The sequence below is a fragment of the Aequitasia blattaphilus genome (assembly GCF_024721305.1).
Classification (GTDB): domain Bacteria; phylum Bacillota; class Clostridia; order Lachnospirales; family Lachnospiraceae; genus Aequitasia; species Aequitasia blattaphila.
Window position 1 is genome coordinate 20669 of record NZ_JAMXOD010000014.1, and the last position, 26940, is coordinate 47608.

27 protein-coding genes, 2 tRNA genes and 1 riboswitch are annotated in these 26940 nt (G+C 37.9%); of the genes, 21 read left to right on the forward strand and 8 right to left on the reverse strand.

The genetic code is table 11. From position 1 onward, the window contains the following. The first annotated feature begins 6 nt into the window (after positions 1 to 6). The 8 genes from NHH15_RS10235 to NHH15_RS10270 all read left to right on the forward strand — a co-directional run bounded on the left by NHH15_RS10235 (position 7) and on the right by NHH15_RS10270 (position 9129). A complete protein-coding gene (locus tag NHH15_RS10235; protein WP_262066576.1) occupies positions 7 to 1008 on the forward strand; it encodes a TRAP transporter substrate-binding protein in 1002 nt (333 codons plus the stop codon). Positions 1009 to 1023: 15 nt separating this feature from the next. Then, a complete protein-coding gene (locus NHH15_RS10240) occupies positions 1024 to 1527 on the forward strand; it encodes a TRAP transporter small permease (protein WP_262066577.1) in 504 nt (167 codons plus the stop codon). After that, a complete protein-coding gene (locus NHH15_RS10245) occupies positions 1527 to 2810 on the forward strand; it encodes a TRAP transporter large permease (RefSeq protein WP_262066578.1) in 1284 nt (427 codons plus the stop codon). The genes NHH15_RS10240 and NHH15_RS10245 overlap by 1 nt, the downstream gene beginning before the upstream one ends. A 27-nt stretch (positions 2811 to 2837) precedes the next feature. Then, on the forward strand, positions 2838 to 3878 hold the full coding sequence (locus tag NHH15_RS10250; protein ID WP_262066579.1) for an alcohol dehydrogenase catalytic domain-containing protein: 1041 nt from the start codon (positions 2838 to 2840) through the stop codon (positions 3876 to 3878). A 21-nt stretch (positions 3879 to 3899) separates the two neighbouring features. Then, complete coding sequence (locus tag NHH15_RS10255) at positions 3900 to 4661, forward strand: SDR family oxidoreductase (RefSeq protein WP_262066580.1); 762 nt, start codon at positions 3900 to 3902, stop codon at positions 4659 to 4661. 78 nt (positions 4662 to 4739) lie between these two features. Beyond that, positions 4740 to 4912: riboswitch (Lysine riboswitch) on the forward strand. Between the two features lie 98 nt (positions 4913 to 5010). Next, entirely contained in the window at positions 5011 to 5895 is an 885-nt protein-coding gene (gene dapA, locus NHH15_RS10260; protein ID WP_262066581.1) for a 4-hydroxy-tetrahydrodipicolinate synthase, read from the forward strand. 204 nt (positions 5896 to 6099) lie between these two features. Continuing rightward, positions 6100 to 7626: a histidine kinase N-terminal 7TM domain-containing diguanylate cyclase gene (locus NHH15_RS10265; protein WP_262066582.1), complete on the forward strand. Its 1527-nt coding sequence runs from the start codon at positions 6100 to 6102 to the stop codon at positions 7624 to 7626. 3 nt (positions 7627 to 7629) lie between these two features. Next, on the forward strand, positions 7630 to 9129 hold the full coding sequence (locus tag NHH15_RS10270) for a histidine kinase N-terminal 7TM domain-containing diguanylate cyclase (RefSeq protein WP_262066583.1): 1500 nt from the start codon (positions 7630 to 7632) through the stop codon (positions 9127 to 9129). A gap of 24 nt (positions 9130 to 9153) precedes the next feature. On the opposite strand, the gene NHH15_RS10275 is transcribed toward NHH15_RS10270, so the two are convergent. Together NHH15_RS10275 and NHH15_RS10280 are read right to left on the reverse strand one after the other, a co-directional pair. Continuing rightward, positions 9154 to 9227 (reverse strand) — tRNA-Arg (locus NHH15_RS10275). A 65-nt stretch (positions 9228 to 9292) separates the two neighbouring features. Next, positions 9293 to 10111 (reverse strand): sigma-70 family RNA polymerase sigma factor, encoded by an 819-nt coding sequence (locus NHH15_RS10280; RefSeq protein WP_262066584.1) that lies wholly within the window; start codon positions 10109 to 10111, stop codon positions 9293 to 9295. Positions 10112 to 10250: 139 nt separating this feature from the next. Here NHH15_RS10280 and NHH15_RS10285 point away from each other — a divergent pair, with 139 nt between their 5' ends. The 5 genes from NHH15_RS10285 to NHH15_RS10305 all read left to right on the forward strand — a co-directional run bounded on the left by NHH15_RS10285 (position 10251) and on the right by NHH15_RS10305 (position 15090). Continuing rightward, on the forward strand, positions 10251 to 11102 hold the full coding sequence (locus NHH15_RS10285; RefSeq protein WP_262066585.1) for a pyridoxamine kinase: 852 nt from the start codon (positions 10251 to 10253) through the stop codon (positions 11100 to 11102). 11 nt (positions 11103 to 11113) lie between these two features. After that, positions 11114 to 12598, forward strand: coding sequence for a glycerol kinase GlpK (gene glpK, locus NHH15_RS10290; RefSeq protein ID WP_262066586.1), 1485 nt, complete (start codon positions 11114 to 11116; stop codon positions 12596 to 12598). A gap of 31 nt (positions 12599 to 12629) precedes the next feature. Further along, the gene (locus NHH15_RS10295; RefSeq protein WP_262066587.1) at positions 12630 to 13892 is read left to right on the forward strand and encodes a 6-phosphofructokinase; all 1263 of its coding nucleotides are present in this window, start codon (positions 12630 to 12632) and stop codon (positions 13890 to 13892) included. A 159-nt stretch (positions 13893 to 14051) separates the two neighbouring features. Continuing rightward, the gene (locus NHH15_RS10300) at positions 14052 to 14642 is read left to right on the forward strand and encodes a hypothetical protein (RefSeq protein ID WP_262066588.1); all 591 of its coding nucleotides are present in this window, start codon (positions 14052 to 14054) and stop codon (positions 14640 to 14642) included. 355 nt (positions 14643 to 14997) lie between these two features. Then, a complete protein-coding gene (locus tag NHH15_RS10305) occupies positions 14998 to 15090 on the forward strand; it encodes a putative holin-like toxin (protein WP_262066589.1) in 93 nt (30 codons plus the stop codon). A gap of 294 nt (positions 15091 to 15384) precedes the next feature. On the opposite strand, the gene NHH15_RS10310 is transcribed toward NHH15_RS10305, so the two are convergent. Then, positions 15385 to 16596 carry a 6-phosphofructokinase gene (locus NHH15_RS10310; RefSeq protein WP_262066643.1) on the reverse strand — a complete coding sequence of 404 codons (1212 nt, stop codon included), beginning with the start codon at positions 16594 to 16596 and terminating at the stop codon, positions 15385 to 15387. A gap of 147 nt (positions 16597 to 16743) precedes the next feature. Here NHH15_RS10310 and NHH15_RS10315 point away from each other — a divergent pair, with 147 nt between their 5' ends. Together NHH15_RS10315 and trxA are read left to right on the forward strand one after the other, a co-directional pair. After that, positions 16744 to 17760, forward strand: a complete 1017-nt coding sequence (locus tag NHH15_RS10315; protein WP_262066590.1) for a glycosyltransferase family 2 protein — start codon at positions 16744 to 16746, stop codon at positions 17758 to 17760. Between the two features lie 79 nt (positions 17761 to 17839). Beyond that, the gene (gene trxA, locus NHH15_RS10320; protein WP_262066591.1) at positions 17840 to 18148 is read left to right on the forward strand and encodes a thioredoxin; all 309 of its coding nucleotides are present in this window, start codon (positions 17840 to 17842) and stop codon (positions 18146 to 18148) included. Positions 18149 to 18158: 10 nt separating this feature from the next. Here trxA and NHH15_RS10325 read toward each other — a convergent pair whose 3' ends face one another. The 4 genes from NHH15_RS10325 to NHH15_RS10340 form a co-directional block, all read right to left on the reverse strand. Further along, complete coding sequence (locus NHH15_RS10325) at positions 18159 to 18845, reverse strand: Crp/Fnr family transcriptional regulator (RefSeq protein ID WP_262066592.1); 687 nt, start codon at positions 18843 to 18845, stop codon at positions 18159 to 18161. 29 nt (positions 18846 to 18874) lie between these two features. Then, positions 18875 to 19534 carry a conjugal transfer protein TraX gene (locus tag NHH15_RS10330; RefSeq protein WP_262066593.1) on the reverse strand — a complete coding sequence of 220 codons (660 nt, stop codon included), beginning with the start codon at positions 19532 to 19534 and terminating at the stop codon, positions 18875 to 18877. A gap of 58 nt (positions 19535 to 19592) precedes the next feature. Then, complete coding sequence (locus tag NHH15_RS10335) at positions 19593 to 22004, reverse strand: thiol-activated cytolysin family protein (RefSeq protein WP_262066594.1); 2412 nt, start codon at positions 22002 to 22004, stop codon at positions 19593 to 19595. Between the two features lie 150 nt (positions 22005 to 22154). After that, positions 22155 to 22373 (reverse strand): helix-turn-helix transcriptional regulator, encoded by a 219-nt coding sequence (locus tag NHH15_RS10340; protein ID WP_262066595.1) that lies wholly within the window; start codon positions 22371 to 22373, stop codon positions 22155 to 22157. A 190-nt stretch (positions 22374 to 22563) separates the two neighbouring features. Between NHH15_RS10340 and NHH15_RS10345 the strand changes: the two genes are divergently transcribed. The 3 genes from NHH15_RS10345 to NHH15_RS10355 are packed head-to-tail and all read left to right on the forward strand — an operon-like array spanning position 22564 to position 23817. After that, positions 22564 to 22980 carry a hypothetical protein gene (locus NHH15_RS10345; RefSeq protein ID WP_262066596.1) on the forward strand — a complete coding sequence of 139 codons (417 nt, stop codon included), beginning with the start codon at positions 22564 to 22566 and terminating at the stop codon, positions 22978 to 22980. Next, complete coding sequence (locus NHH15_RS10350) at positions 22967 to 23419, forward strand: LytTR family DNA-binding domain-containing protein (RefSeq protein ID WP_262066597.1); 453 nt, start codon at positions 22967 to 22969, stop codon at positions 23417 to 23419. Before NHH15_RS10345 ends, NHH15_RS10350 begins: the two co-directional genes overlap by 14 nt. Before the next feature lie 2 nt (positions 23420 to 23421). Further along, the gene (locus NHH15_RS10355; protein ID WP_262066598.1) at positions 23422 to 23817 is read left to right on the forward strand and encodes a hypothetical protein; all 396 of its coding nucleotides are present in this window, start codon (positions 23422 to 23424) and stop codon (positions 23815 to 23817) included. A 77-nt stretch (positions 23818 to 23894) separates the two neighbouring features. Here NHH15_RS10355 and NHH15_RS10360 read toward each other — a convergent pair. Then, positions 23895 to 23969, reverse strand: a tRNA-Pro gene (locus NHH15_RS10360). Between the two features lie 97 nt (positions 23970 to 24066). Between NHH15_RS10360 and dapB the strand changes: the two genes are divergently transcribed. The 3 genes from dapB (at position 24067) to NHH15_RS10375 (ending at position 26933) form a co-directional block, all read left to right on the forward strand. After that, positions 24067 to 24813 (forward strand): 4-hydroxy-tetrahydrodipicolinate reductase, encoded by a 747-nt coding sequence (gene dapB / locus NHH15_RS10365; RefSeq protein ID WP_262066599.1) that lies wholly within the window; start codon positions 24067 to 24069, stop codon positions 24811 to 24813. 66 nt (positions 24814 to 24879) lie between these two features. After that, a complete protein-coding gene (gene murI / locus NHH15_RS10370) occupies positions 24880 to 25662 on the forward strand; it encodes a glutamate racemase (RefSeq protein WP_262066600.1) in 783 nt (260 codons plus the stop codon). Continuing rightward, on the forward strand, positions 25659 to 26933 hold the full coding sequence (locus NHH15_RS10375; protein WP_262066601.1) for a bifunctional folylpolyglutamate synthase/dihydrofolate synthase: 1275 nt from the start codon (positions 25659 to 25661) through the stop codon (positions 26931 to 26933). The genes murI and NHH15_RS10375 overlap by 4 nt, the downstream gene beginning before the upstream one ends. Positions 26934 to 26940: the final 7 nt, after the last annotated feature.

Genomic DNA, 26940 nt, shown 5'->3' on the forward strand with positions numbered 1-26940 from the left:
AATGAAATGAGGAAAAGAGGATTAGCAGTGCTTGTATCCATTGCATTATTAGTGTCATTAGCTGCAGTCGGATGCGGGAAAAAGAGTAGTATATATGATGAGAATAATAATGTACAGCTTCGTATGGCTCAAGCCTCAGCAGCGGATGGAGCAATTGGTATTTCGATGGAAGAATTTGCTGAAAATGTAAAAGATAAATCGGAGGGAAGAATAGAAATCACCGTATTTCATAATGGGCAGTTAGGATCAGAAAGAGACAATATAGAGGCCTGTGAATTAGGAAATTTGGATATAGCAGTAGTGAATCAAAGTGTACTCGCAAATTTTATTCCAGAAATTGCGGCCTTTGATTTGCCTTATGTAATTGAGGGTACGGAGCATGCCGATAAAGTGTTTTTAGGGGATATCGGTCAGGATTTTTTAGATAGTCTGTCGAAGGTAGAATTGAAGGGTTTGGGAATTTGGGAATCTGGATTTCGTAATCTTACAAATTCAAAAAAGGAGATAAATACACCAGAGGATACAAAAGGTCTAAGAATTCGTGTTATGGAAAATGAGATTCATCAGAAGCTATGGAAATCATTAGGTGCAGACCCAGTTCCAATGGCATGGAGTGAAGCGTATACAGCAATGCAGCAGGGTGCAATTGATGGACAGGAAAATCCGGCAACAGTTATTGACAAAAACAATGTTGTTGAAGTAAATAAAGAAATGGCAATTACTGAACACGTATATTCTACAGTTTTCATTTTGATGGCTCCCAAAACATGGGAAGCATTAAATGAGGGGGATCAGAAAATTATTACAGAGTGTATGGAAGAAGCAAATAGAGCAGAAAGAGAATTAAGCAGGACAATGGATAAGGAAGCAATTACTACACTGGAGAGCAAGGGAATGACTGTGACGTATCCAGACAAAACAGACTTTATTAAAGAAACGCAAAATGTTCGTGACAGTTACGGTGTAGATTATAAAGAAACCTTGGATAGAATAGCAGAGGCAAAATAGAAAAGGAGAGCGGGAATGGAGAAAGTTAAACAGATTTTTTCAAAGCTACAGAATGTAGTAAATGCAATTATTGCGATTATATTGATTGCAATTATGATCATTATTTTTGTACAAACATTTACGCGGTATGTAATTTTTTATAGCATACCTTGGTCAGAAGAAGCATCAAGATACTTATTTGTTGCCATGATTTTACTTGGAATTAACATAGGGATTTCACAAGACATGCTGGTGTGTATTGACATTATAGATAACTTTTTGTCAGATAAAGCAAAAAAAGCTTTTGAAATTGGGAGACAAGTAATCGCATTGATTATTTCGGCTATTTTCTTTTATAGTACCTTTGGGATGTTAAGAATTGGAGGGTATCAGTTAAGCCCTGCGCTGCGCATTCCTATGAGCATAATGTACGGGATAATATGTTTGGGATTTGGACTCGCGATGGTTTCAGGAATTATTAAATTGGTGGATGTAATAAAAACTAAACCGGAACAAATTGAGAAAGGGGGAAAGGCATAATGTCGACTTCAGCGATTTTATTAATTGTTATATTATTAGTACTAATGTTATTGGGTGTTCCAATCACTTGGGCTCTTGGAGGGGCTTGTATTTGTGCAATACTCTTTGATCCGGTTCTTTCCTTTGCAATGATTACACAAAAAATATTTACTGGTTGTGACAATTTCTCAATGTTGGCATTACCTGCATTTTTCTTGGCAGGTGACATAATGTCAAAAGGTGGACTCTCAAAACGTTTAGTCTCTTTTGCAGATTCATTTGTTGGATGGATTTCCGGTGGAATATCCCTTGTTTCAATTGTAGCATGCACCTTTTTCGCAGCAATTTCCGGTTCTTCAGTTGCAACAACAGCAGCAATTGGTGGACTTATGTATCCGGAAATGGTAAAAAGAGGGTATCCCAAAGATTATTCAGCAGCAGTTCAAGCAATTGGCGGAACATTGGGAATTGTTATTCCTCCATCTACAGTATTTGTAATCTATGGAAATATTACCGGTGTATCTGTTGCAAAATTATTGATGGCAGGAGTACTTCCAGGACTGATTTGTGGTGTATTGTTATGCTTGTATGCATATTTCAAAGCGAAAAAATGCAATTTCCCAAAAGAGGAGGGATTTTCATTTAAAAGATTTTTAGTTTCTTTCAAAAATGCAATTTGGGCATTGATTATGCCAATTGTAATTTTAGGCGGAATATACGCGGGTATATTCACACCAACCGAATCGGCAGTGGTAGCGGTATTCTATGGATTTATCGTATGTATTGCAATATATCGTGAAATAACAGGAAAAGATATTTGGAACATTTTAAAGGGAACGGCAGTTAGTACAGCGAATCTTATGTTTCTCGTTGTAACAGCTCAGATGTTCGGGTATCTGATTACCTATTATAAAATACCGGTATATGTAACGAATGCGTTTATGGCGGTGGCAAGTAATAAATATATGTTTATGGGGCTAATTATTATTCTTTTATTGGTTTGTGGTATGTTCCTTGAAGTTGGAGCGACAAATTTAATTTTAGGACCTATTTTAGCACCTATTGCCGTTGCATTTGGAATTGATCCGGTTCACTTTGGTATGGTATTTGTTTTCTTACTTGCATTAGGTCAGGCAACGCCACCATTTGGAACAACGATGTTTGTTGCATGTGGAATTTCAGAAGAACCAGTGAGTAAGGTTGCAAAGCAATTAATACCTTTTGTATGCGTTGAAGTTGTATGTGCGATTATCTTTGCATTTGTACCTGCACTCTCCACATTTTTGCCGAATTTGGTTTCTTAAATTTACTAGTACAGAAAGGATAATGATATGAGTAATATGATGAAAGAAGTAGTGGTAATAAAGCCCCATGAATTTGCAGTTAGAGAAGTGGAAATTCCAGAGCCTAAAGGCAATGAAGTACTTATTCAAATGAAGTCGGCAGGTGTTTGTGGCAGCGACCATCACATATACCATGGAGCGAATCCTTGTTCCACCTATCCTCGTATTCCTGGACACGAAAACGCAGGAATTGTTGCAAAGGTAGGGGAAGATGTTGAAAATGTAAAGGTTGGGGATCACGTTATTGTGGATTTAATCCATACGTGTGGAGAATGTTATCAATGTGGTATTGGAAGAAAGAATGTATGTGAAAAAGTAAAAGTGCGTGGCTCTGGCATGGATGGTGGGTTCAGAGAATATTTTACAGCGCCAGAAGATGAAGTTTATAAAATTAGTGAAAGTGTTTCGTGGAAAGATGCAGCTCTTGTGGAACCTTATGCAATTGGAGCACATTGTACGACGAGAGGGAGAGTTGTGCCTGAGGACGTAGTTTTGATTTTAGGAACAGGTACAATTGGTGCAATTATATTGCAAACCTGTAAAGCGAAAGGGTGTAAGACAGTAATTTGTTGTGACATCAATGAGGGAACATTAAAAAGAGCAAGGGATTTTGGTGCAGATTATGTAATTAATACAAAAGAAGAAAATCTTGTTGATGCAGTGCAGAGAATTACAAAGGGGCATGGAGTGACAATCGCCTTTGATGCTGCTTGTTATCCAGGCTCTTTGGCAGCAGTGATGCAACCAGGAATTGTATGTAATGCAGGGCGTATTGTACCTCTTGGATTTTGTACTGCACCAGAAGAGATTACACAAGCGATGATTAATCAAAGAGAGCTTGATATTATCGGAACCAGAATGTCTTGCTATCAGTTTGAACCAACAATTAAACAGATGGAGAAAAAAGCCTTTGATACAGAGGGGATTGGGGCTACATACATCAGATTTAGTGAGATAGAAAAAGTGTTTTATTATATGGATAACCCAGATTCAAATATTAAAAAAATGGTGATATTATTTGATGAATAATGAGGAAAGGAGCGAAAAAGTATGGAATTATTTAACATAGAAGGAAAAAAAGCAATTGTCACAGGTGGAACCAGAGGATTAGGATTGGGAATGGCCGAAGGACTTATGGAAGCTGGTTGTGAAGTGGCAATCGTAGGAACATCCGATAAAGTATTTGAGATTGCAAAAGAATACATAGAAAAAGGCTATCTGTGCCACGGAGTTAAGGCTGACTTTTCTATTCGGGAAGAGGTTTACCAAGGATTCAAGGAATGTGTGAAAAAGCTAGGGAATGATTTAGATATTATTGTTAATGCACATGGTATACAGCGCCGGCATAGTGCGGAAGAATTTCCATTAGATGAGTGGGATGAAGTGCTAAATGTAAATTTGAATTCGGTATTCATTCTATGCCAAGAGGCGGCAAAAATCATGTTGAAGAAAGGCTATGGCAAAATCATTAATATAGCCTCTATGGTCTCATGGTTTGGCGGTCAAACCGTTCCCGCATATACAGCAGCCAAAGGTGGTGTAACACAGCTTACCAAAGAAATGAGTAACGATTGGATTGCCCGAGGCATAAATGTAAATGCAATTGCTCCAGGATATATGGCAACGGAAATGAATTCAGCTCTTTTGGAAGAAAGCAATCCAAGATATCAGCAGATTACCGACCGTATCCCAGCAAACCGTTGGGGAACAGGTGAGGATATGAAGGGAACCTGTATTTTTCTTGCCTCTCGAGCCAGTGATTATTTGGGAGGAGCCATTATTCCAGTAGATGGTGGTTATCTTGTGAAGTAGAAAAGGCAATTATGGCTAGTAAAAGTGCTTGACAGTATCTAAGTACAGTGCTAACATTGAGGAAATAATAATAATAGAAATGTAGATAGAGGTCGCACTTTTCATAAGTAGACAATTGGATGTCAGGGACAGAAGAAGATTGTTAAAAGGGGAGGGTGCCGAAGGAGAAGAAGGATACCTGTACTGATTTTTCTGGGCATAGCATTAAGAATGTTATGACTGTCATCATAAGATGGAGTGCTATCATTTAATATGTATAACTATAGTATTTTATGAGGCAGGACATTTTTTGTTCCTGCCTTTGTGATTTTAATAATATTTACATTATCTATTGAAGAAGGAGGCTATTATGGCAATATTTAAAGGCGCAGGAGTCGCAATCGTAACACCAATGAAAGGAAATGGAGAAGTAAATTTTGAGAAGCTGGGCGAGATATTAGAGGATCAGATTAATGGACAGACCGATTCCATTATTATCTGTGGTACAACAGGTGAGTCTTCTACACTGAGTCATGAAGAGCATATTGAAACCATACGGTACTGTGTTGAAAAGGTAGCAAAGAGAATACCGGTTATTGCAGGTACTGGTTCAAACTCGACGGAGGAAGCAGTTTATCTCTCTAAGAAAGCTGAGGAAGTAGGAGCAGACGGCCTATTGATCGTAACACCTTATTATAATAAAGCGACACAAAAAGGATTGATTGCTCATTTTAAGACAATAGCAGAAGCGGTTAAAATTCCGATTATTTTATACAATGTGCCAGGAAGAACTGGAATGAATATGCTGCCATCAACAGTAGCTACCTTATTCAATGAAGTAGAGAATATTGTTGGAATGAAGGAAGCATCAGGGAATGTATCTCAGGCAGCAGAGATGATGCAGCTGACAGATGGAAAGCTGGATCTCTATTCTGGAAATGATGATATTGTGGTTCCGCTACTGTCAATTGGAGGTTCTGGAGTTATTTCTGTAGTATCCAATGTGGCACCGAAATATATGCATGATATGGTAATGGAATTTTTGGATGGAAATATAACGAAAGCGGCAAAGATGCAAGTGGACTTGATACCATTATGTAAAGGACTTTTCTGTGAAGTGAATCCAATACCGGTAAAAGCAGCAATGAATATGCAAGGATTAGAAGTAGGTAGTCCAAAACTTCCATTAACGGAAATGGAAGACGAAAACAAAGAGAAGTTAAGAGCTGCTATGGCGGCAATGAATTTACTTTAAATGAATAGGCGAGGCTGCATCCCGTGTAACGCGTCATACACGTGGGTGCAGCCTCTAGTTTGTTTTTCTTTAATTTATAAACCAAAGTCAGTATAACAAAAAGCTATGAACATATTGTGAAAATCTTATAAACAATTTTTTAGTTTTTAGACGAGCTGCCTAAATCTATGATATAATCATGGAAAATCAAGACGAGGTAGTTTTATGGCAGAGAGAACCTTTATCATAATGGTTTATAGTTCTATTCTAATTATGATGCTTATGTTAGCAGTTCCTGTTATTTTCAAAAGTAAAAAAACATACGTGGACCGAACTTATTTAACAGCCTGTATGTTAAGTATTGGATGGTTTTTAACAGAAAATTTTGTCTTCACAGTAGAGGATATTGTTTGGGCTAAGTTTTTGTATCTGTTTAAATATTGCTTTATTGCATTTCTTGTTTCAGCAGCCTTCTATTTGGTGATGGGATATTTTCGAATTCAAAATAGAATTCCAGTCTTTATAAAGATAGTACTTCTGGTTATTCCGGGAAGTATTTCTTTTTTGGCAATTTCAGATAGATTTTTTCACATGTTTTTTAAGAAGCTGATGATTTCCATTGATGGGGAAATGTTTGAGGTCGTGTATACCCCTGGAATAGGCAGCATAATAATGAACCTGTATATTGATCTTATATTACTGGTGATTTTAATTGTTACGATAAAAAATACGAGACGGCTGGAACGGTCATATAAAGGAATTGGACGGATTCTCTATGGTGCGTTGCTGATTTATGTGTTGGGGATACTTGTTCGCATAAATGTGTTGGGAAAAAATGGTATTGATATGGATGTCAATATCATTACAATTTTTTTGTGCAATGTTTTATTCAATATATTCATATACAGCAGCGGTAGAGCAGATTATTTGGGCATATGGAGACGAGAGACTTTTGATTTTTTCCAAAGTCCTATTTTGATTTCCAATAAAGATGAAATTATTGTTGAAGCGAATCAGGCAGCAATCAACCTATTTGATAAAATAAATATCCCTATAACAAATAGGGAATCAAGGGATATACGAAGGGATATATATAAATGCCAGAATGCAGAGATTCGCACATTAAAGAATGAAGATAATAAAGTTGTTAGTAGAGATTTGTACTTGATAAAGGGTAAGTTTCCAATTGTTTATGAAATCAAAGAGCATGAGTTTGATAAAGGAGGGAGAAAAGGCTCCTACATTGTCTTTTCTGAGGTAACCAGAAACCGTTTGTTTATTGAGCGTTTGAAAGATTTAGCAGGAATAGACCCATTAACGAAGCTGATGAATCGGCATGGATATGAAAAGACTTTGAAGAAAATAGATTGTAAAGAGAATTTACCTCTTTCTGTTATCTTTGGAGACGTGAATGGTTTGAAAAAGGTCAATGATTTCTGGGGACACACAATTGGAGATCGTCTGTTAATCGAAGTGGCAGAAATCATCAAATGTAGTGTGTCTAATGATGCCGTTGTTTCCAGAATAGGAGGAGACGAGTTTGTGGTATTACTTGCAAATTGTACGAAAGAAAATGCCAAGGAGCAAGTGGAAAAAATCATGAAAAAAATAAGCAGCAAAGAAAAAGCAGAGTATAAGATATCAGTTGCTTTTGGAGTGGCTACGAAAGAACATCCCGACGAGAATATTAACATTCTTCTCAAAAAGGCTGACGACCGAATGTATAGTAATAAGAGGCTGAGAGGACATTAAAAGATGACAAATATAACAGGAATTATTTTTTATATGATTATGGTTTTTTTGATTTTTATGATTTTGCTCTTAAATGCATTAAAAAGGTCAAGAAGCAAGTTGGATGGTCATTTTATTTTTGTGGGGATAATGCTTACCCTTTGGGCATCAACCAGAGTGTTGTTCTTTGTTTCAATTGATTTTGGTGTTTCGAAATTTTTGTATGATTTAGACCTTCCCTTTGTGGCACTGACTGCCTTGGGATGGTTTTCATACATTATGCGGTTTTATGGACTTGATAGTTACCTTTCAAAGACAATGATTGCAGCATTGGCAATCATACCTGTTTTCACATTTGTGTTAGTACTTACTACCTCGGATCATACTTTGATTCGGAGCAGTTTTGAGCTTTTGGAAACTTATCCCCGGCATTTGGTGGTTGCCAATAGAGGACTGTGGTTTTGGTTTCATTCGGTTTACTGTTATTTATTAATGCTTGCAGGTCTGATTGTGACAATTGTGCAGCATAGAAAGGTAAAAAAAGAGTATAAGCAGCCGTCCTTTGTTCTTCTTTGGAGTGTTATTATCGTCATGAGTGTAAATGTCGTGGTATTACGGTTTTCAATGCCGGTAGATATTACCCTGGTGAGTTGTTACATCTCTTTATTGGCGATGTACTTTTCTATGAAAAATTATGAGGAATTAAGTTTTTTTATTGAATCAAGAAAAGAAGCCTTTCAATACATTGATAATGCAGTTTTGATTGTGGATGATGAGAATAATGTTATCACCAGCAATCGAATGCTAAGGGAATGGATGGAAGAAAGAAAAATCGATTATATGGGAAAAAAACTTTCGGATATCTTACAGCAGCTTCAAGGAAAGTATCAGTATATGGAAAAATTACAAGATGAAGAAAGTGGTGTAGACTATTATGATCAAAACCATGGGGTGATGAACATACGGCGAAGAGAAATATTTGATTCTAGTGGCAAGGAAATTGCAAGCTTTATTATTGTTACCGACGAGACGGAAAACAGAAAGTTGATTGAAGAACTGGACAAGTTCTCCGGTATGGATGCGTTAACCGGACTTTTAAATCGAAGACAGCTGACAATGGAATGTAATCTGTTACGAGAGAAGACGTGTTATCCAGTCTGTATATTAGTTGGCGATGTGAATGGGCTTAAGAAGACGAATGATACCTATGGTCATGAGCAAGGGGATGTTTTATTACGGTTAATGGCAGAGGTTCTAAAGAGAAACTGCCCGCCGAATGCTTTGGTTTCAAGAACCGGCGGAGATGAATTTGTTATAGTCCTACAAAATGCCGGGAGAAAAGAAGGAAAAGAGGTTATAAAAGAGATTGCTAAAAATCTAAAACATTTGGAAAATAAATATCCATATAATTTATCGATCGCCATGGGGATTTCAGTTATAGAAAATGAAGAGGAGGACTGGGAGAACCACTTTCAACAAGCAGACAAAGAAATGTATAAAAACAAAAAAAGAAGCAGGGCATAATAAAATGCAATGCTTCTTTTTATACGTGGGTGAGAAGATTCGAACTCCCGACCTTTTGGTCCGTAGCCAAACGCTCTATCCAGCTGAGCTACACCCACACAATGCTACGATTTCTCACAGCAAAGACTATTATATCCTAGATGCTTGCCGGTGTCAACTGGTTTTATTCACTTTCTTGATGTAATGCATAAGCCTTTAACTGGTGAAGGGCGCGAGCCTCAATTTGACGTATACGTTCTCGGGTTAATCCGATATCTTTTCCAACCTCTTCAAGGGTATAGATTCTGTTTTCAGGATTAAAGCCAAAACGCATTCGTATGACTTTTTGCTCTCTTTCAGGAAGTTTGTTGATGATTTCGTTTACTTCCTGCTGCATGGCTTCCCGCATAAGTCCGCTGTCAGGGCTATCACTTTGCTTGTCCTCAATAAAGCTTCCAAGGTTGCCATCATCATCGTCTCCCAAAGGTGTTTCTAAGGAGAGGGGATCTTGTGCATATTTGAGCATATCAATCACTTCTTGTTCTGAAACATTTGTCATGTGTTCCGAGATTTCTTTCGGAGTGGGATCGCGACCAAGCTCAACCGTTAATTCATTTGAAGTTTTCAGAACACGATTAATAGCCTCAGCCATATGAACTGGAACACGGATTGTCCGAGCCTTATCCAGAATTGCTCTTGTCATAGCTTGCTTTATCCACCAGTTTGCATAAGTTGAAAAACGAAATCCTTTCTTATAATCAAATTTCTCAGCAGCTCTCATCAGACCAATGTTTCCTTCTTGTATTAAATCCATAAAGGAAAGCCCACGGTTTCTATATTTTTTTGCAATCGATACAACAAGTTTGAGATTCGATTCTTCCAATATTCTTTTCGCTTCTCCATCACCTTGCTCAATCCGCTTTGCTAATTCAACTTCTTCTTCCGCAGTAAGAAGAGGGATAGTGCCAATTTCACGAAGATAAGCTTGTTCTTCTCTTTCCATTGCTTGTATCCTCCTTTACCCATTTCTATACTCTAATTTTAAGGGGTTTTGCCTTCTTTTACAAATTAAATATTTCAAAACTTTCTTAAATAGTGTAATATCAAATATAGGTTGTTATATGAAGGAAAGAAGGATGAAGATGACAAAAAAAATCGCCGTAATTAATGATTTGTCTGGTTTTGGACGATGTTCTTTAGTAGCAAGTATTTCTGTAATGTCTGCCATGGGAGTCTCGGTATGTCCTTTGCCCACAGCTGTTCTAAGCGCTCAGACAGGTTATCCCAGTTACTATTGTGATGACTATACACAGAAAATGGACGCATTCACCGGTGAATGGGAAAAGATGGGAGCATCCTTTGACGGAATTTATACAGGCTTTATTGCGAATACGAAACAGATTGATAAAATATTTAATTTTTTAGATAAATTTTATAAAGATGAGACTTTTTTACTTGTGGATCCTATTATGGGAGATGATGGAAAAACTTATGACATCTTTTCCGAAGAGTTAAGAAGGGAATTTATAAAGCTTACAAAGCATGCAGACTATGTTACGCCAAATCTGACGGAATTATGTCTTTTGGCAAACACAAGTTTCGACAGGCTGCAAAGTATTAAAGACCCAAATGATAGAAAAAGGGAAATCGTCGAAATCGCAAGGAGTCTTTGCGGAGATAAGGATAAGCACATTATTGTAACAGGCATACATGGAAGAGACGAGTTTGGTCAGTCTTATATGGGAAATCTCCATGTAAGCAGAGAAGGGGATTTCTTTAAGGCTTTTCCTCATATAGGAGGAAGTTTTTCAGGAACAGGAGACTTGTTCGCATCCTGTCTGGCAGGAGGTGTGGCAAGAGGAGAAGAAATAAAGGATATCATTACAGAAGCTGGAAATTTTATTGCCAAGGCAATAGAGGACTCTGTAAGAGAGGGAACACCGAGAAATGATGGTGTGAATTTCGAAAAATATTTATCCTTGTTAATCAAATAGGAGGGAGCTATATGGGAGAATTTGTTATGGCACTGGATGCAGGGACAACCAGTAACCGATGCATTATTTTCAATAAAAAGGGAGAAGTGGTTAGTATTGCGCAAAAGGAATTTCATCAATCCTTTCCACAGCCAGGCTGGGTCGAGCACGATGCAAATGAAATATGGTCTACTCAAGTGGGTGTTGCGGCAGAGGCAATGAGTCGGATTGAGGCAACGGCAGAGGATATTAACTGTATCGGGATTACGAATCAAAGAGAAACAGTAGTAATCTGGGATAAACAAACTGGGGAACCTATTTATCCAGCAGTTGTATGGCAGTGCAGACGCACCTCGGCTTACTGTGATCAGTTGAAGGAACAAGGGTATACAGAGTTTTTTAGAGAGAAGACAGGTTTAATGCTGGACGCTTATTTCTCTGCCACAAAAATCAAGTGGATATTAGAACATGTAGATGGTGCAAAGGAAAAAGCTAGAAAGGGTGAAATACTATTTGGTACTATAGAGACGTGGCTGATATGGAAGCTGACAAAAGGAGAAGCCCATGTAACCGATTATTCCAATGCGTCAAGAACCATGCTTTTTAATATTCACAATTTGAAATGGGATGATGAAATCTTAAGCCTTTTGGATATACCTCTTGAGATTCTACCGGAGGTAAAGCCATCCAGCTATCATTTTGGAGATGCACAGTATTTTGGAAAAAGAATTCCCATTACCGGGGCAGCAGGTGATCAGCAAGCAGCTCTTTTTGGACAGACGTGCTGGAAGGCGGGAGAAGCAAAAAACACATACGGTACAGGCTGTTTTTTATTAATGAACACGGGAGAAAAACCAGTATCATCAGCCAACGGATTAGTCACAACGATTGCCTGGGGAATTGACAACAAAGTATACTATGCTTTGGAAGGGTCTATTTTTGTAGGTGGTGCAGCGGTACAATGGTTAAGGGATGAAATGGGCTTGATAGAAAAATCCAGTGATTCTGAAGAAATGGCTTCAAAAGTTAGTGATACGAATGATTGCTATGTGGTGCCAGCATTTACTGGGCTGGGAGCACCTCATTGGGATCAATATGCGAGAGGAACCATTGTAGGTCTTACAAGAGGAGTGAATCGATTCCATGTAGTGCGGGCAACCCTGGAGTCAATAGGATACCAGGTCAATGATGTGCTGTGGGCAATGGAAGAGGATTCTGGAATCCAGCTGAAAAGCCTGCGGGTAGACGGCGGTGCCAGTGCCAATAATTTTTTGATGCAGTTTCAATCGGATATTATAAATGCGCCGGTAGAACGGCCTTTTTGCCTGGAAACAACAGCGCTTGGAGCGGCTTATCTGGCAGGACTGTATACAGGATATTGGAAGGATAAGACAGATGTCCTTACTCATATGAAAATCGAAGCTTCTTTTGAACCAGGGATGGAGACAAATGAGCGCATTCATAAAATAAAAAGATGGAAGAAAGCAATAAAATGCTCGAGAGATTGGGCGAAATAAAATAAATACTAAGGAAAAGGAGAACAGAAACATGAAGAAAAACGTAATTGTCGGGCAATCAGGGGGACCAACAGCAGCGATTAACTCCAGTTTGGCAGGAGTATATCGTACAGCAAAGGACAGGGGTGCAAAGAAAGTATATGGAATGATCTACGGAGTGCAGGGGCTTTTGGAAGGAAGATATATTGATTTGGCAGATCATATTAAAACAGAGCTGGATGTAGAGTTATTGAAGCGTACACCAGCGGCTTTTTTGGGATCCTGCAGATATAAATTGCCGGAGATTTTTGAAGACAAGAGTGTATATGAGAAAATATTTCAAATTATGGATGAGTTAGAGATAGAAGCATTTATTTATATTGGTGGAAATGATTCCATGGATACCATTAAGAAATTATCAGACTATGCTATTGTAACTGGTCATCCTACCAGATTTATCGGATGCCCGAAAACTATTGACAATGATCTTGCATTAACAGATCATACACCAGGATTTGGTAGTGCAGCAAAGTATATCGGAACCTCTATGAAGGAAATTATTCGAGATAGTTTTTGTCTGGAATATAGTAAAGGGTTGGTTACAATTGTTGAAATCATGGGAAGAAATGCAGGATGGTTAACCGGTGCAGTGGCATTGTCTAAAGGAGAAGATTGTGAAGGACCGGACTTGATTTACCTTCCGGAAATTCCTTTTGACTTAAACATCTTTACGGAGAAGGTGAAAAAATTATTGGAAGAGAAAAATTCTGTGGTTGTGGCTGTTTCAGAAGGAATTCGCCTAGAGAATGGAGAATACGTTTGCTCAATGGGGAACCAGATTGATTTTGTAGATGCATTTGGACACAAGCAGTTGTCAGGAACAGCATCCTTCCTTTCCAGCTATATAGCCGGAGAGTTTGGCTGTAAAACAAGAGCAATAGAGCTGAGTACTTTACAACGAGCTGCATCTCATGCTGCATCCCGTGTGGACATTTTAGAGGCTTATCAAGTAGGCGGAGCGGCAGTTAAGGCAGCAGATGAAGGGGACACGGGGAAAATGGTCGTGCTAAACCGTCTGTCAGACGATCCATATCAATGTGGAACAGAAGTAAAAGATGTGCATAAAATTGCAAATGATGAAAAATTGGTTCCAAGAAAATGGGTTAATAAGGAGGGGAATTACGTAACAGAGGAATTCGTATCCTACGTAAAACCTTTGATTCAAGGAGATGTTTCCCCAGTTATGGTAGATGGTATTCCAAGACATCTTTATCAGCCTGAGGAGCTCAGAAATCGGAAAAAAATAAAGAAATAGTAGAAAATAGCGAGGCAGTATGTTACTGCTTCGCTATTCTTATATAAAAATCTTGCAATATACCCTTATATTTAGTACTATGTGAGTAATCTCATAATATCTTCATTCAAATTCTTGAAAAGACATCCATTAAAAAAATGAATAGAGGTGATCATCTAAATGAAAGGTTACGAAGTGTTACGTTTTATTTCTCATAACCAATCCATTCATCAAATCAGTGACTATGTTGAAGGATCAACGTTGGAGCTATGGCTGCAATACAATGATATCCTTGGTAAAGAGCAACTTTATAAATGGGTAAATGGACTGATCCGGCAAATTGTATTGTTTCATAAGTATAGTAAAAAGAGTGCTTATACCTATGTATCGCCATACTGTATTCTTATTTCCAAGAACGGCGAAGCACATCTTGTAAATTTGGAAGCAAAAGAAAACCAGGAAATTCAGGCACGGCTTACACAGACCAGAGTCATTCGAAATTTTTTTCCTATATCAGAAAAGGTCAATACCCCATTGCAAAGAGATTTTTATAGTCTGGGCAGAACCATACAATATATTTTATCGATGGTAGAAGTTGAGGAACTCTCAAGGAAAGAAGAAAAGGAAATCAGTCGTCTCGTTAGAAAATGTCTAAAATATCAGAACGTCTATCCCGGTTTACAGCACACATCTCCGGAAGAACCCAATATTTTGAGGGAAATTTTAGCAATCGCTGCGGTATTCATGCTCTTAGTATGTCTGCTCCTATAGAGCAAAAGATATTTTGTCCCATAAAAGGGAGGATGCCGGATACCACTGGGTATCCGGCACGTATATGAAAAAGTTTTTTAAAAAAATAAACTGCTACTTCGTTGCTATGAGTACATTCTAATGTATATCTGTGTCATAACAATGTTAAACCAATGAACAAATTGTAAACAAATAGAGAAATTATTGTGTTTTATAGAAACCCTATGAGCGCTTATTTACGGCGTTTGAGAGATTTTTAACTTTATCAAAATCTGATAGTCAGTTTTCTTTTGTCCGGAACCATGATATAATTCTCAATAGAACAACCGTATAGGGTGGATGGCCTTCCAATCTTGATAGATGGGAGGTGATGCCTATGGACAAGAAACCATTTGATTTTAAGGATCTGATGCAGTTTGGCATGTTCATAATCGCATTACTGACCTTTATTTATTTGATAAGTCATTAATGCATAGAAAAACCACCCTCTAAAAAGTCTTGGCGGACTAGGGTGGTGATTCAAAACCATTTCTAAGGTCAACCGCTTTAACGGTTGTTCTTTTTGTACTCATATTGTAGCACATACAATGTGAACTTTCAACTAGGAGAACTCTATTTTGAGTTACTGGTAGCAGTTGGGAGACTTATTCAAGGATAGATATTTCTCTTATATCCGATACGAAGACCGGTTCCAATGGATATTGTTTCGGAGGCTTAAACGGTAAATGCTGGCATTTTTCATAAATCAGTAGGGTATTTACCTCTATTCACGATATGCGAACAAAGGTAAACCATTCTCTTGAGGAATGGTTACATTTCCTTGAATAAGAGGTCGGACATAGCGGATAAAATCATCCGTTAAATCAGAACCTTCATTGGAAATCCATTCTTTTGGCACCGTTTTTTCTTGGTTGCAGATTAAATTCACATCCTCTAACTGGTAACTCATATCATAGGGATGATCATCTCTTCGAAGAAATGAGATCATTTTTCCAGTTTCTCCCTTTAAAGCTGATTGTACGGCAAATACACCGGCATTTGAGGACTCCCGTAAATCGGTCTCAGATAAATTGGATGAAGAACAGCGCTGAGCTACATTTAACTCAATGGAGCGAACTTTCACACCGAGACGGTCCTTAATAAGATTTTCCAAGTGTTTTCCAGCACCGGTCAATGTTTTATGTCCAAATACGTCTAAGCCGACTTCTCCGCTGGATTCACAGATGAACGTACCTTCACCATCGTTGATGCCTTCGGAAATGCATACAACAAGGTTGGGAGTGGTTTCCAGTGATTTTTTAACCTTCTCCACAAATGCATCCTGATTAAAAGGTGATTCAGGCAAATAGATCAGGACAGGATTATCCCCCTTAAAGGTACGGGCTAATACGCTGGCAGCAGTAAGCCATCCTGCATGTCTTCCCATAATCTCTACAATAGTTACGGAGGTTTTGTTGTCATAGACAGATGCATCCACAATGATTTCTCTTACAACAGTAGCGACATATTTGGCAGCACTGCCAAAACCAGGTGTATGATCCGTTAACACAAGATCATTGTCAATGGTCTTAGGAATCCCGATAAAGCGGATACGACTGCCGATAGTTTCTGCGTATCGGGAGAGTTTACTCACAGTATCCATTGAATCATTTCCGCCAATGTAGAAGAAGAAGCCAATATTTTTCTTGTTCAGCATATCAAATAGTTTTGGATATACTTCGTCCGATAAATCTTCTGGAAGTTTGTAGCGGCAGGAACCGAGATAAGCGCCTGGAGTCGTGCGCAGCAGCTCCAATTCGTTTGTTCCTTTTAGCTCAGTTAAGTTAATGTATTTGCCGCTTAAAAAGCCTTCAATTCCGTTAACCATTCCAAAAATTGTTCCAATTTCCTTTGTTTGGTCAAGTCCTTCCGTAATAGCACCATAAAGGCTTGCGTTAATAACAGCAGTAGGTCCCCCGGATTGTCCGATAATCATGTTTTTCAATCGTATTTCCTCCAATACTAGTTTTTATTGCTCTAAATATAGCATAGATAAGCACTTTTTAAAATACTTGGTTGGAAATCGACTGAAAATCAAGTATACTAAATACGGAAAACGAAAAGCAAAAAGGAGACAACAGAGATGAAGTATATTACATTTGCCATACCTTGTTATAATTCGGAAAGTTATATGGAAGGTGCAATTAAAAGTTTATTGCCAGGTGGCAGTGATATAGAAATAATTATTGTAAATGATGGCTCTATGGATAATACATCAAAAATAGGACATGAATATGCTGAAAGATACCCTGATATTATCCGGGTGGTTGATCAAGATAATGGTGGACATGGCGAAGCAGTTAATACAGGACTTACAAAGGCAAAAGGGAAATATTTTAAAGTTGTGGACAGTGATGATTGGGTAGATGAGAAAGCGCTGTTACTGATCTTAAATCAAATCAAAAAATTTGAAATGGAGAATCAGGAAATTGATATGTTCATTGCGAACTATGTTTATGAAAAAGTAGGTGCAGACAAGAAAAAGGTGGTACGGTATGATAATGTTCTTCCCTTAGATGAGATTTTCGGATGGAATGATATTAAAAATTTCCACATCGACCAATACATATTGATGCATTCGGTAATCTACCGTACTCAAATGTTAAGGTTGATTCAAATGAGATTGCCCAAGCATACCTTCTATGTAGACAATATTTACGTATATTACCCCCTTCCATTTGTGAATACGATGTACTATATGAATGTGGATTTTTACAGGTACTACATAGGAAGGGAAGACCAAAGTGTGAATGAAAAAGTGATGATTTCAAGAATTGACCAGCAAATTTTTGTTACAAAGAGCATGGTTAAGATGTATGAGCTCAAGAACATTCCCTCAAAGAAGCTGCGTAAATATATGGTAAACTATTTGGCAATTATGATGACGGTTTCTTCAATTTTGGCAATTCGATCAAAATCAGAAGAGAATTTAAGAAAGAAAAAAGACCTTTGGCTCTATTTAAGAAAAAAAGACTTTAAAACCTTTATGAAAATTCGTTATGGAATCTTAGGGCAGACAATGAATATACCGGGAAAATCGGGAAGAAAGATTTCATCACTGGCATATAGTATTGTAAGACGTTTTATCGGATTCAATTAGTCTTTGTGACTAAATCACAGATGAAATAAAATAATAGGGTATAATGTAAGTAAGTTCAAAAAAGAAAGGGGAATACATTATGTCAGTATTGCATATTACGAAAAATAATTTTGAAGAAGAGGTTTTAAAATCCAAGGTGCCAGTTTTGGTTGATTTTTGGGCAACGTGGTGCGGACCGTGTCAGGCGCTTGGACCAATCATTGATGAGCTGGGAAGTGAAGTTACGGATGCAAAAATTTGCAAGGTCAATGTAGACGAAGAGCCGGAACTTGCAAGACAATTTAAGGTAATGTCAATTCCGACTCTGATTGTTTTTAAAGATGGAGAAATTCATAAAAGAGAAATGGGCCTAAAAGAGAAATCAGTTTTATTAGAAATGCTTAAATAAAACCAGGGTATTAATGGCTGGCATCTAAAAGAGATGTCAGCTTTTTTTTGTCCAAAATACGAACACTTCCTCTTGAGAGCTCTACGTAACCCTCAGCCGAAAAATATTTGAGCATGCGGCTTACAACTTCCCGGGCACTTCCCATTAGTTTCGCAATTTCTTCATGAGTCATATAGATGGTATCCGTTCCATCATAAGCAGATTCGTCCAATAAAAAGATTGCAAGTCGTTTATCAAAGCTTAAGAATAAAATTTGTTGAAGAGCCCAGATTGCATCGGACAGTGCGGCGGTAGACATTCGATAAGCCAGGGCTTCTACAGACACATTGGTGGTCATGATTTTTTCGAAAATGGAGCTAGGTACTTGAATAAGCTGACAATCACTTTGAGCATCAATAAATACATCGGTTGAGATATCATGGAGCACACAGGTTGCCCCCATAATTGTCATTTCACCTTCGTTGATGCGAAATAACGTAACCTCTCTTCCGTCATCAGATAAAATGTAGACTCTTAATGTACCAGATTGAACTAATATGATTCCCACACATTCATACTGATTACTATGGACTAATTCTCCTTTTTGATAGGTGTAGGAAGTTGCATTTGCCAAAAGATAGTCTCTTTCTGACTCCGTTAACCGTTCCCACAACTCAGAAGAAAACGTAAAGTTTTGTAAATCTTCTTTTGAAACCATAAGGCATCTCTCCTTTTGATCTGTTTTGTTTAGTGTATCGGATGTCCAAGAATTAAGCAAGTCATAAGAAGAAGGAACAAATGTCCAGGGTAGTAGAGATAAAATAGGACTGATTTTATCTTTACATCTCCTTTAACAGGCAGGTATAGGAAGGGCAGGGCAAGCAAGGCAAATATTTGAGACTGAATCTGAAGGTGAGCATCATAGGAGCCGACAATCATACCCAGGGCAATAAAAATGAAGGACAGGAGTGAATCATTCCTGAAAATATAGAAAAGACAAATTAGCAGAAGTCCATAAAACCCATAATCCATGCCGATGAAGAACTCAAGAGTGAAAATAGCTGGTATGCTCCACCAGTAGCTTTGAAAATTGTCTATGCATTGGAGGAGCAGCAAGCCACAAAATAAGGTAAACACAGTATTCAGATTTTTATCCAGCAAAAGCATATAAAGAGGTTGGGAAATAAGAGCTAATAGAAACAGCCGCCCAAGGTATCTCTTTATATTCCGGGTGTAGAGTGCACCAAGGACTAAGCAGTAGGCAAAGAGCGGGAATGCAATCCTCCCAAGAATGTGCATCCAATTTGCAGTTGGAAAAAAGAGCTGTCCCACATGGTCTAAAGTCATCATTATGATACCAACTAATTTTAAAAATCCAGTGTTAAGGTTAGGAAGTGTTTTTTTCATAGAGATAGTATACCATAAGAAAAGGGAGTTGTCCTTGAACAACTCCCTTCCTGATAGATTACAAGCTTTTGTCTATCCAGGTTCTTCCGTCAATATCAATTTTTATATTTGAGTAGCGACAACTTCCATATGTCTGAACTGAAATATCACGTCCTACAGGAATGAATCCACGCCATGGCCAATCGCTTCCCATTGTTATGTCGAAGCCATAATATATTTTGCCGGCATTTGCAGGAATCGTAACACGATTATCCTTCCAGTGTCCATTCACATGTTTTTCATCCCATAGAGTGTGTTCTTTACCGTATATAAAATTACCGTTTTCATCACAGCCAGTAATAGGAGTGTATTTTAAATCGCTAACTTGATAGTAATCACCATCATTGCAAGCTGCAAATTTGATTTCATTAAAGGATTCTGTTGTGGTTTCTACGTATTCTGTCGTTCCAGCCACCTCACCTTTTACATTGTCTTTGATAAAGAGTGGTTGATAATAGAGAGGAACACCAGGAGTCTGAGCTGTAAATTTAGACTCTTTTTTAATCAATTCATCAACATCTTTTAAACTACTATGGGTTGCAAAATGTCCATTGCCAGCACTGCCGCCAAATACATAGCTGCTGAAGCTTGTGTTTTTCATGATTTCCTTGTATGAAGTATTTGAGCTAATGTCAACACCGTTTATAGAAGCTTCGAAGGCAGCCTTTACATCCTTTGAAGAGCTGGAGGTTTCCATTTTTACAACAATGTTACGTCCGTAAGCAATGGTTCCAATTACTACAGGAGGATTTTTATCATCCACTTTCTCTTTTACTTCTTGGGCAGTTGTTTTACCACCGAAGTAATCGGAAGGATTCGCCTGATTTTCTAAAACGATTTGAGCGGTAAAATATATTTGCTCGAAGTTTACCAGCATTACTTGCTTTTCACCTTTCATTGTAGCACTGAAGTCCAGTTTAAAGTCTTTGAGTAAATCTGTTTTAATACTGAGAGCAGCATCCAGCTGGCTTTTGCTATATGCCATTGAATATTGCTTGTGCATGTTAGCAGGAGCTTCCAAATTTTTCTTGAAGAAGGTAGCTAAAATCTCATTCATAGCACCGTTGATGGAAGAGGCATTTGGGTTCTTAACCAGTCTTGAATTTTCATCAGCATTTAATCCTGGAAGATTAACCAGCACTCTGATTGGAGCACGTTCAGAAACAACAACTGGAGTACCTTTTCCGTCTGCCATCTCGCTATTTGCCTTAAACATTGCGCCAGGATAAAGATCGCTGTTATTAATGGCAAGAGCACCAATCTTAGCAGTTCCCTGGTCTAAAGATTTCTTTTCGCGCTTCATAACAACCCATTCAGTGCCCTTTGTTTCACAATCTTTTTTACGGTAAGTATCAACCCGATCTCCTTTTCTAATAAGAGCTTCTTTTGGTTCATATTTTAAGCCTTTGATGTATTCATTGATTTTCTTGGCTTCTTCTGCTTTTGGATCTGGTTTTGGATCTGGTTTTCTTTTGCCGTAATAATCAATATCAGAGAATTCATAAGAGTCATTGGATGCGGAGGCACCACCCAGACCACCTTCTACATAGTTTGCTTCTGCAACAGCATCTAATTCTGCCTGCTCTTCCGGAGTCATCTCATCTGTATTTGCTTCCTCAGTGTTGTCTTCGCTTTCTGTCTGTAAATAGCTCATAGAAGCATATTCGTTCAATTGAGAAGTATTCTGCTCAATAGACTGTAGGCCAGCACGAGCCTCTTCATTTTCTCCATCCTCTTGAAGTACATTTAAGTATGCTAACTTTTCTAAAACAGAGGTGCGTATAAATTCTCCAATATATGCAGTTCTCAAGTCGTTTTTCAGTTGTTCCTGATCACCGAGAATCGTATCGGCTTTTGTAAAGAAATCACTACTAATTAGTTTGTCTGCATATGCAACATGCTCTGTTGCAAGATATTCATTGAGAAGATCTTTGCGTGCATCTGCATCCTCAGCATCGGACAGACGATTCCAAAAATCAGCGGAAACTTCTCTGGATTCATTAAAGAGAGAAATGGTGTCAGCACTGTCCCCTAGCTGATCCTGGTTCGCACTTAAGGTTTCGTTTACCGTATTTCCCAAATCATCAACCTGTGCTAAAACATCGGCTAAAGATTGACTGTCTTCAATACCACCAAGCATATCTAATAAGGATTTTTGATCAAAATCTGGTGTCGAAGCTGAGTCATCTGTAGAAAGTCGAGCCAACCCGTCGCTTAAAAAGTTTGTAACTGTTTTTGGTTTTGTATTATCGGATGTTACTTCACTTGTGTTTTCATCAAAATCTGTGTTGCGAATATCACTCTGTAAGATTTCGGCTCTCACATCACCATCTTCCGCATGTGATCTTAGTGAAGTCGGTAAAATCATACCAATGGTTAATGTTCCAACCAGTAACGAGGCTAAAAATCTTTTGGTTTTATTGTTTTTCATAATTGTATCCTCCTTGTTTGTTTTTAATGTAACCACATCATACAATTTGGATGACAACAAATGAACAACAGAAGAAAAAAGAATTAAAAAAAGATCAAAAGCCCTAAGTTTAGAGCCTTTGACCAGTCTTTTTTTGATTTATAAATACAATTATTCTTTGTCTGTTAAAATAAACAAATCATGAATATCGGCCTTTAACACATCTGCAATGGTCTTTGCCAACATCAAAGAAGGATTATAGCGATTCTTTTCAATCTGCATAATTGTTTGTCTAGACACTCCTGCACGATCTGCAAGTTCTTGTTGTGTCATACGATGTATGGCTCTCCAAACATGCACTTGTGTGTCCATTTCATATTTTTTGACCATAGGTAGTTCCCCTTTCTATATGTATTCCCCATGCACTGGTACATTATATTATAGATAAGTGATTTTTGCAACGCTCTTAGATTGGATATTTTGCATCTTGGTTCGTTTAAATGCACCTTAGGCATAATATGTAGTCAAATAGAAATTGGAATGGTATAATTTTACAGAAGATAAGAAAGGGGAACAATAGATGCGGGCATTAAGAGTATTACGGAATATTAGCTTGATTTTTTCAGTGGGTTTTACTTTGACAGTTTCATTTACTTTGTTCATGGGCGTGGAATACACTGCTGCCATGGTTCTAAAGGTACTTTTGCTTTTAGGGATTTATGCTGTTATGGCACTGGTGTTCTTCTGGAAAAAATTAATTGAGGCCGTAGGTTATCTCCCAATTGAGATATTCTATGTGGTTATGTTGAATGCAGTTTATATTGGAACGGCACCAATAACAGGTTGGTTTTTTAGTGTGAGAGGATATATTTTAAACACTATATTCAGTGTCATTGCATATGGAATTGTGAAGTTAATTATCTTTAGCATAGATTATACTGAGGCAAAAAGGATTAATGAAATCCTAAAAAAGCGTAAGGAAGGTGAAAATCATTAAGGTTAATATAGAATTTGTTGATAATCTGGAAGAAGAAAGCATACATTTGAAAATTCAGCAGCTTGATGATTCGCTTATGCAGCTGATTAACATGTTGAAGCTAAAAGATAGTTTTTTGTTTGCACAGAGAGGGGAAAAGAACTATCGTATCTATCTTAAAAACATATACTATTTCGAAGCAGTGGAAAAAAAGGTTTTTGTGTATACCAAAGAACATATTTATGAGGTGAAAGATAAACTGTATCAAATAGAAGAGAAGTATGAGAGCCTGGACTTTCTAAGAGTGTCAAAGTCAGTGATTGTTAATATTAATAAGATTGAAGCTATTTATCCCGCATTAAGCGGAAGGTTTGAAGTGGAGCTTTATAACGGTGAGCGATTATGGATTTCAAGATCCTACGTAATGGACATTAAAGCAAAGCTGGGATTGGAGCGGTGATTATGGGTGGAGTGAAACAAATTAGAAATTGTTTAATGGCATCTTCAATCCTCTTTACCTTTCTAAATTTATTTGGTCTTTTCACACAAAAAGAGCTTAGCTCTGACAGGCTTACAAATTATTTGTATTTTAGTGTGATTTACGGGGTGGTGATAAACTTGATTCCTGAAATTGATTGGATGAAAAGATGCGTCCTATATTGGGTCATTTTAATTGGTGGATACGGAATAAATTTGTATCTATTTGAGGGAACGGCAGATTATAAGGATATCATTCTGTTTGGAGGGAGCACTTTCGTGTTTTTTGTTGTGACACAAGTCCTACTTTTCTTGATAGATCGGGATAACACGAAAAAAATGAACCGCCGCTTAGAAATGCGCAGGCGAAAGGAAGAGTAAGTGATTGGCCATCTCTGGAGACGGAGATGGTTTTTTCGTTGCATAAAAAAAACACCGATTCTCAGGTGCTTTCAACATCGGGGTAACAGGATTCGAACCTGCGACCTCACGGCCCCCAGCCGTGCGCTCTAACCAAACTGAGCCATACCCCGCTAGAAGATATTATATGTAATTTGAAGGATAAGTGCAAGTGTTTTTTTAAAACATCTATGGTAATATATATTTAATGATGAAGAGAGGAGTTACAATATGAAAACGATTATAATTGGCCCTCGTGGAAAGATGGGGAAATATATAGTGAAATGGGCACATCATATGGAAGAACTAGAGATTGTAGCCGGTGTTGCTCCAAAAGGAAGAGACTATATAGGGAAAGATGTTGGTGAGGTTGCACTTTTAGGGGAGATGACAGGAGCTCTTGTTGTTGATGATCTTGAGGATGTGATTGAAAAAGGAGAAGTCATTATTGATTTTTCAGACAGAGATGCATCTATGGAAGTGCTGGAGCAGGCAGTGAAATATAAGAAAGCATACGTATGTGGAACGACAGGCTTTTCCGAAGAGGAAAAAGATCGAATTGCAGAGGCGTCGAAAGAGATTCCCCTTTTGTATGCAGCAAATACCTCCAAAATGGTGAATATCATGAACCGGCTTTTAGAAAGTGTAGTGAAAGTATTAAAAGATGAGGTGGATATTGAAATTATAGAGATGCATGATCGATTAAAGAAGGATGCTCCCAGTGGAACATCGAAGGAAATGAGGGAGATTATTCAAGAAGCGGCCCAGGAAGAGGTGCCGGTTGAGATTCATTCTGTAAGAGCGGGAAATATATCCAGCAGCCATAGGGTATTGTTTGGCGGCATAGGAGAACGCCTGGAAATAACGCATCATGCCTATGACTTTGAATGTTTCGGAAAAGGAGCCTGCGATTGTGGTGTATTTCTAAAAGGAAAAAAGGCAGGATTCTATACAATTAAGGATGTGATTGCAATGTAAACCATTGCAATCTATTCTATAAAATGATACCCTTATGACAGTTTATTGTATGAGGAGATAAAAAGAATGAAAATCGGAGTATTTGATTCCGGCATCGGTGGACTTTCGGTACTAAATGAAGCGATGAAAAAGATGCCGGGAGAAGAATTTATATATTACGGAGATTGGGAAAACGTTCCTTATGGATCGAAATCCAAAGAAGAAGTGAACCAATATGTGGATGAGGCTGTACAGTTTTTTCTTCAGAAAGGCGTTTCTGCAATTGTGATTGCCTGTAACACGGCAACCAGTATTTCGATTCAATATTTAAGAGAAAAATACAGAATACCAATCGTTGGGATGGAGCCAGCAGTAAAACCAGCGGTAAACCAACATCCACAAGAAAAAGTTTTGACAATAGCGACACCGAATACGGTAAAAGGTGGTAAACTTAAAAGCTTGATTGAAGTAGTGGATAAAAATCATCTGGTAGATGTTATTCCAATGCCTAAATTAGTTGAGTTTGCAGAGAATGAAAATTATGATTCTTTTGAGGTAAAGGAGTACATCAAGGATAAGTTTAAAGAGAGAGACTTAGGAGAATATAAAGCATTAGTTTTGGGGTGCACCCATTTTAACTATTTCAAAGAAAGCTTTCGTGATGTGATTCCAGAGGACATGTGCTTTGTAGATGGGAATGAGGGAACGGTTAATCAGCTCATTCGGGAAAGCGGATATCAAGGAAAACCTCAAAACATGGAGAGTAAGGTAATATACTTTAATTCAGGAGTGGAAATCACTAAAGGAGCTGAGCTTGATAAAATAAAGCGTTCCTTAAAACGTGTGGAAAAGATGAGAGAGATAGTATGATGGAATTTATGGATAGACTTGCAAAGAAAGGAAGTATCTTAGGGCTGGAAGGAATTCGGAGGCTCCTGGAAGAGTTGGGAAACCCGCAAGAGAGGCTTCAGATTGTTCATGGAGCAGGAACCAACGGAAAAGGATCCGTATTTGCCTTTATGGATCAAATTTTGCGAGATGCCGGGTATAAAGTAGGACGTTATATTTCGCCAGTTGTATTTGGTGAGTGTGAAAGCTTCCAGATTAATGGTGAGTGGATTACGGAAAAGGAAAGAGAAAAATACCTGAGGCAGATTGAGGATGCAGTCCATCGTATCCGAAACAGAAATGAGGAAGAGCCTACTGTATTTGAAGTGGAAACCGCGGTTTCCTTTCTTTATTTCATGGAAAATGCATGTGATTTGGTCTTATTGGAGACAGGACTAGGTGGTGCATCGGATGCAACTAATATTGTGGAGAATACTCTATTAGCTGTTTTTACATCCATTAGCTTTGATCATATGTCTATATTAGGGAATACATTAGAAGAAATAGGAAAAGTAAAGGCTGGTATTATCAAAGAAAAATCTTTGATTGTAAGTGCCCCTCAAAGGGATGAAGTTAAATCCATATTAATCGAAGAAGGACGAAAAAAGGGAAAGCATGTCACCTTTGTAAATGAAAAGGCAGTCGATATTTTAAGACAAGATGTGGATGAGCAAGTATTTTCTTATGGGGAATATCAGAACCTGAAGATTGCAATGGGTGGAGTTTATCAAGTTGAGAACGCTCTGTTGGCAATTGAGGGAATTAAAGCACTTCAAGAGCTGGGATATAAGGTGTCAGAAGAGGCCATAAGAAGTGGACTAAGGAAGGCACAGTGGATTGGCAGATTTAGCATCTTACAAAAAGAGCCGATATTTATAGTAGATGGTGCACATAATCCAGACGGAGCGAAAAAGCTGGCGAAGTCTCTGAACTTATATTTTACAAATAAACGAATTATTTATATAATGGGTGTATTAGAAGATAAAGAATACAAAAAAATCTTAAAACATACACTTCCTCTTGCTTCAGAACTTATACTGCTAACGCCAGCGAATTCACGAGGATTAGACAAGGACATTTTAAAAAGAGCAGCAGAGGAGATACGACATGATTTACCAATTTATATGGCGGAATCAGGAATTGATGCAGTAAATATTAGTTTGAACCATGGGAATAGCCAAGATGTTATTGTAGCGTTTGGATCTCTGTCCTATCTAGGTGAGATAGTTGAGTTTTTTAGAATGAAAAAGTAGAAAGAGT

Coding starts and splice junctions, on each gene's coding strand:
- NHH15_RS10235 (WP_262066576.1), top strand. CDS start 7: ATGAGGAAAAGAGGATTAGCAGTGCTTGTATCCATTGCATTATTAGTG.
- NHH15_RS10240 (WP_262066577.1), top strand. CDS start 1,024: ATGGAGAAAGTTAAACAGATTTTTTCAAAGCTACAGAATGTAGTAAAT.
- NHH15_RS10245 (WP_262066578.1), top strand. CDS start 1,527: ATGTCGACTTCAGCGATTTTATTAATTGTTATATTATTAGTACTAATG.
- NHH15_RS10250 (WP_262066579.1), top strand. CDS start 2,838: ATGAGTAATATGATGAAAGAAGTAGTGGTAATAAAGCCCCATGAATTT.
- NHH15_RS10255 (WP_262066580.1), top strand. CDS start 3,900: ATGGAATTATTTAACATAGAAGGAAAAAAAGCAATTGTCACAGGTGGA.
- dapA (WP_262066581.1), top strand. CDS start 5,011: ATGGCAATATTTAAAGGCGCAGGAGTCGCAATCGTAACACCAATGAAA.
- NHH15_RS10265 (WP_262066582.1), top strand. CDS start 6,100: ATGGCAGAGAGAACCTTTATCATAATGGTTTATAGTTCTATTCTAATT.
- NHH15_RS10270 (WP_262066583.1), top strand. CDS start 7,630: ATGACAAATATAACAGGAATTATTTTTTATATGATTATGGTTTTTTTG.
- NHH15_RS10280 (WP_262066584.1), bottom strand. CDS start 10,111: ATGGAAAGAGAAGAACAAGCTTATCTTCGTGAAATTGGCACTATCCCT.
- NHH15_RS10285 (WP_262066585.1), top strand. CDS start 10,251: ATGACAAAAAAAATCGCCGTAATTAATGATTTGTCTGGTTTTGGACGA.
- glpK (WP_262066586.1), top strand. CDS start 11,114: ATGGGAGAATTTGTTATGGCACTGGATGCAGGGACAACCAGTAACCGA.
- NHH15_RS10295 (WP_262066587.1), top strand. CDS start 12,630: ATGAAGAAAAACGTAATTGTCGGGCAATCAGGGGGACCAACAGCAGCG.
- NHH15_RS10300 (WP_262066588.1), top strand. CDS start 14,052: ATGAAAGGTTACGAAGTGTTACGTTTTATTTCTCATAACCAATCCATT.
- NHH15_RS10305 (WP_262066589.1), top strand. CDS start 14,998: ATGGACAAGAAACCATTTGATTTTAAGGATCTGATGCAGTTTGGCATG.
- NHH15_RS10310 (WP_262066643.1), bottom strand. CDS start 16,596: ATGATTATCGGACAATCCGGGGGACCTACTGCTGTTATTAACGCAAGC.
- NHH15_RS10315 (WP_262066590.1), top strand. CDS start 16,744: ATGAAGTATATTACATTTGCCATACCTTGTTATAATTCGGAAAGTTAT.
- trxA (WP_262066591.1), top strand. CDS start 17,840: ATGTCAGTATTGCATATTACGAAAAATAATTTTGAAGAAGAGGTTTTA.
- NHH15_RS10325 (WP_262066592.1), bottom strand. CDS start 18,845: ATGGTTTCAAAAGAAGATTTACAAAACTTTACGTTTTCTTCTGAGTTG.
- NHH15_RS10330 (WP_262066593.1), bottom strand. CDS start 19,534: ATGAAAAAAACACTTCCTAACCTTAACACTGGATTTTTAAAATTAGTT.
- NHH15_RS10335 (WP_262066594.1), bottom strand. CDS start 22,004: ATGAAAAACAATAAAACCAAAAGATTTTTAGCCTCGTTACTGGTTGGA.
- NHH15_RS10340 (WP_262066595.1), bottom strand. CDS start 22,373: ATGGTCAAAAAATATGAAATGGACACACAAGTGCATGTTTGGAGAGCC.
- NHH15_RS10345 (WP_262066596.1), top strand. CDS start 22,564: ATGCGGGCATTAAGAGTATTACGGAATATTAGCTTGATTTTTTCAGTG.
- NHH15_RS10355 (WP_262066598.1), top strand. CDS start 23,422: ATGGGTGGAGTGAAACAAATTAGAAATTGTTTAATGGCATCTTCAATC.
- dapB (WP_262066599.1), top strand. CDS start 24,067: ATGAAAACGATTATAATTGGCCCTCGTGGAAAGATGGGGAAATATATA.
- murI (WP_262066600.1), top strand. CDS start 24,880: ATGAAAATCGGAGTATTTGATTCCGGCATCGGTGGACTTTCGGTACTA.
- NHH15_RS10375 (WP_262066601.1), top strand. CDS start 25,659: ATGATGGAATTTATGGATAGACTTGCAAAGAAAGGAAGTATCTTAGGG.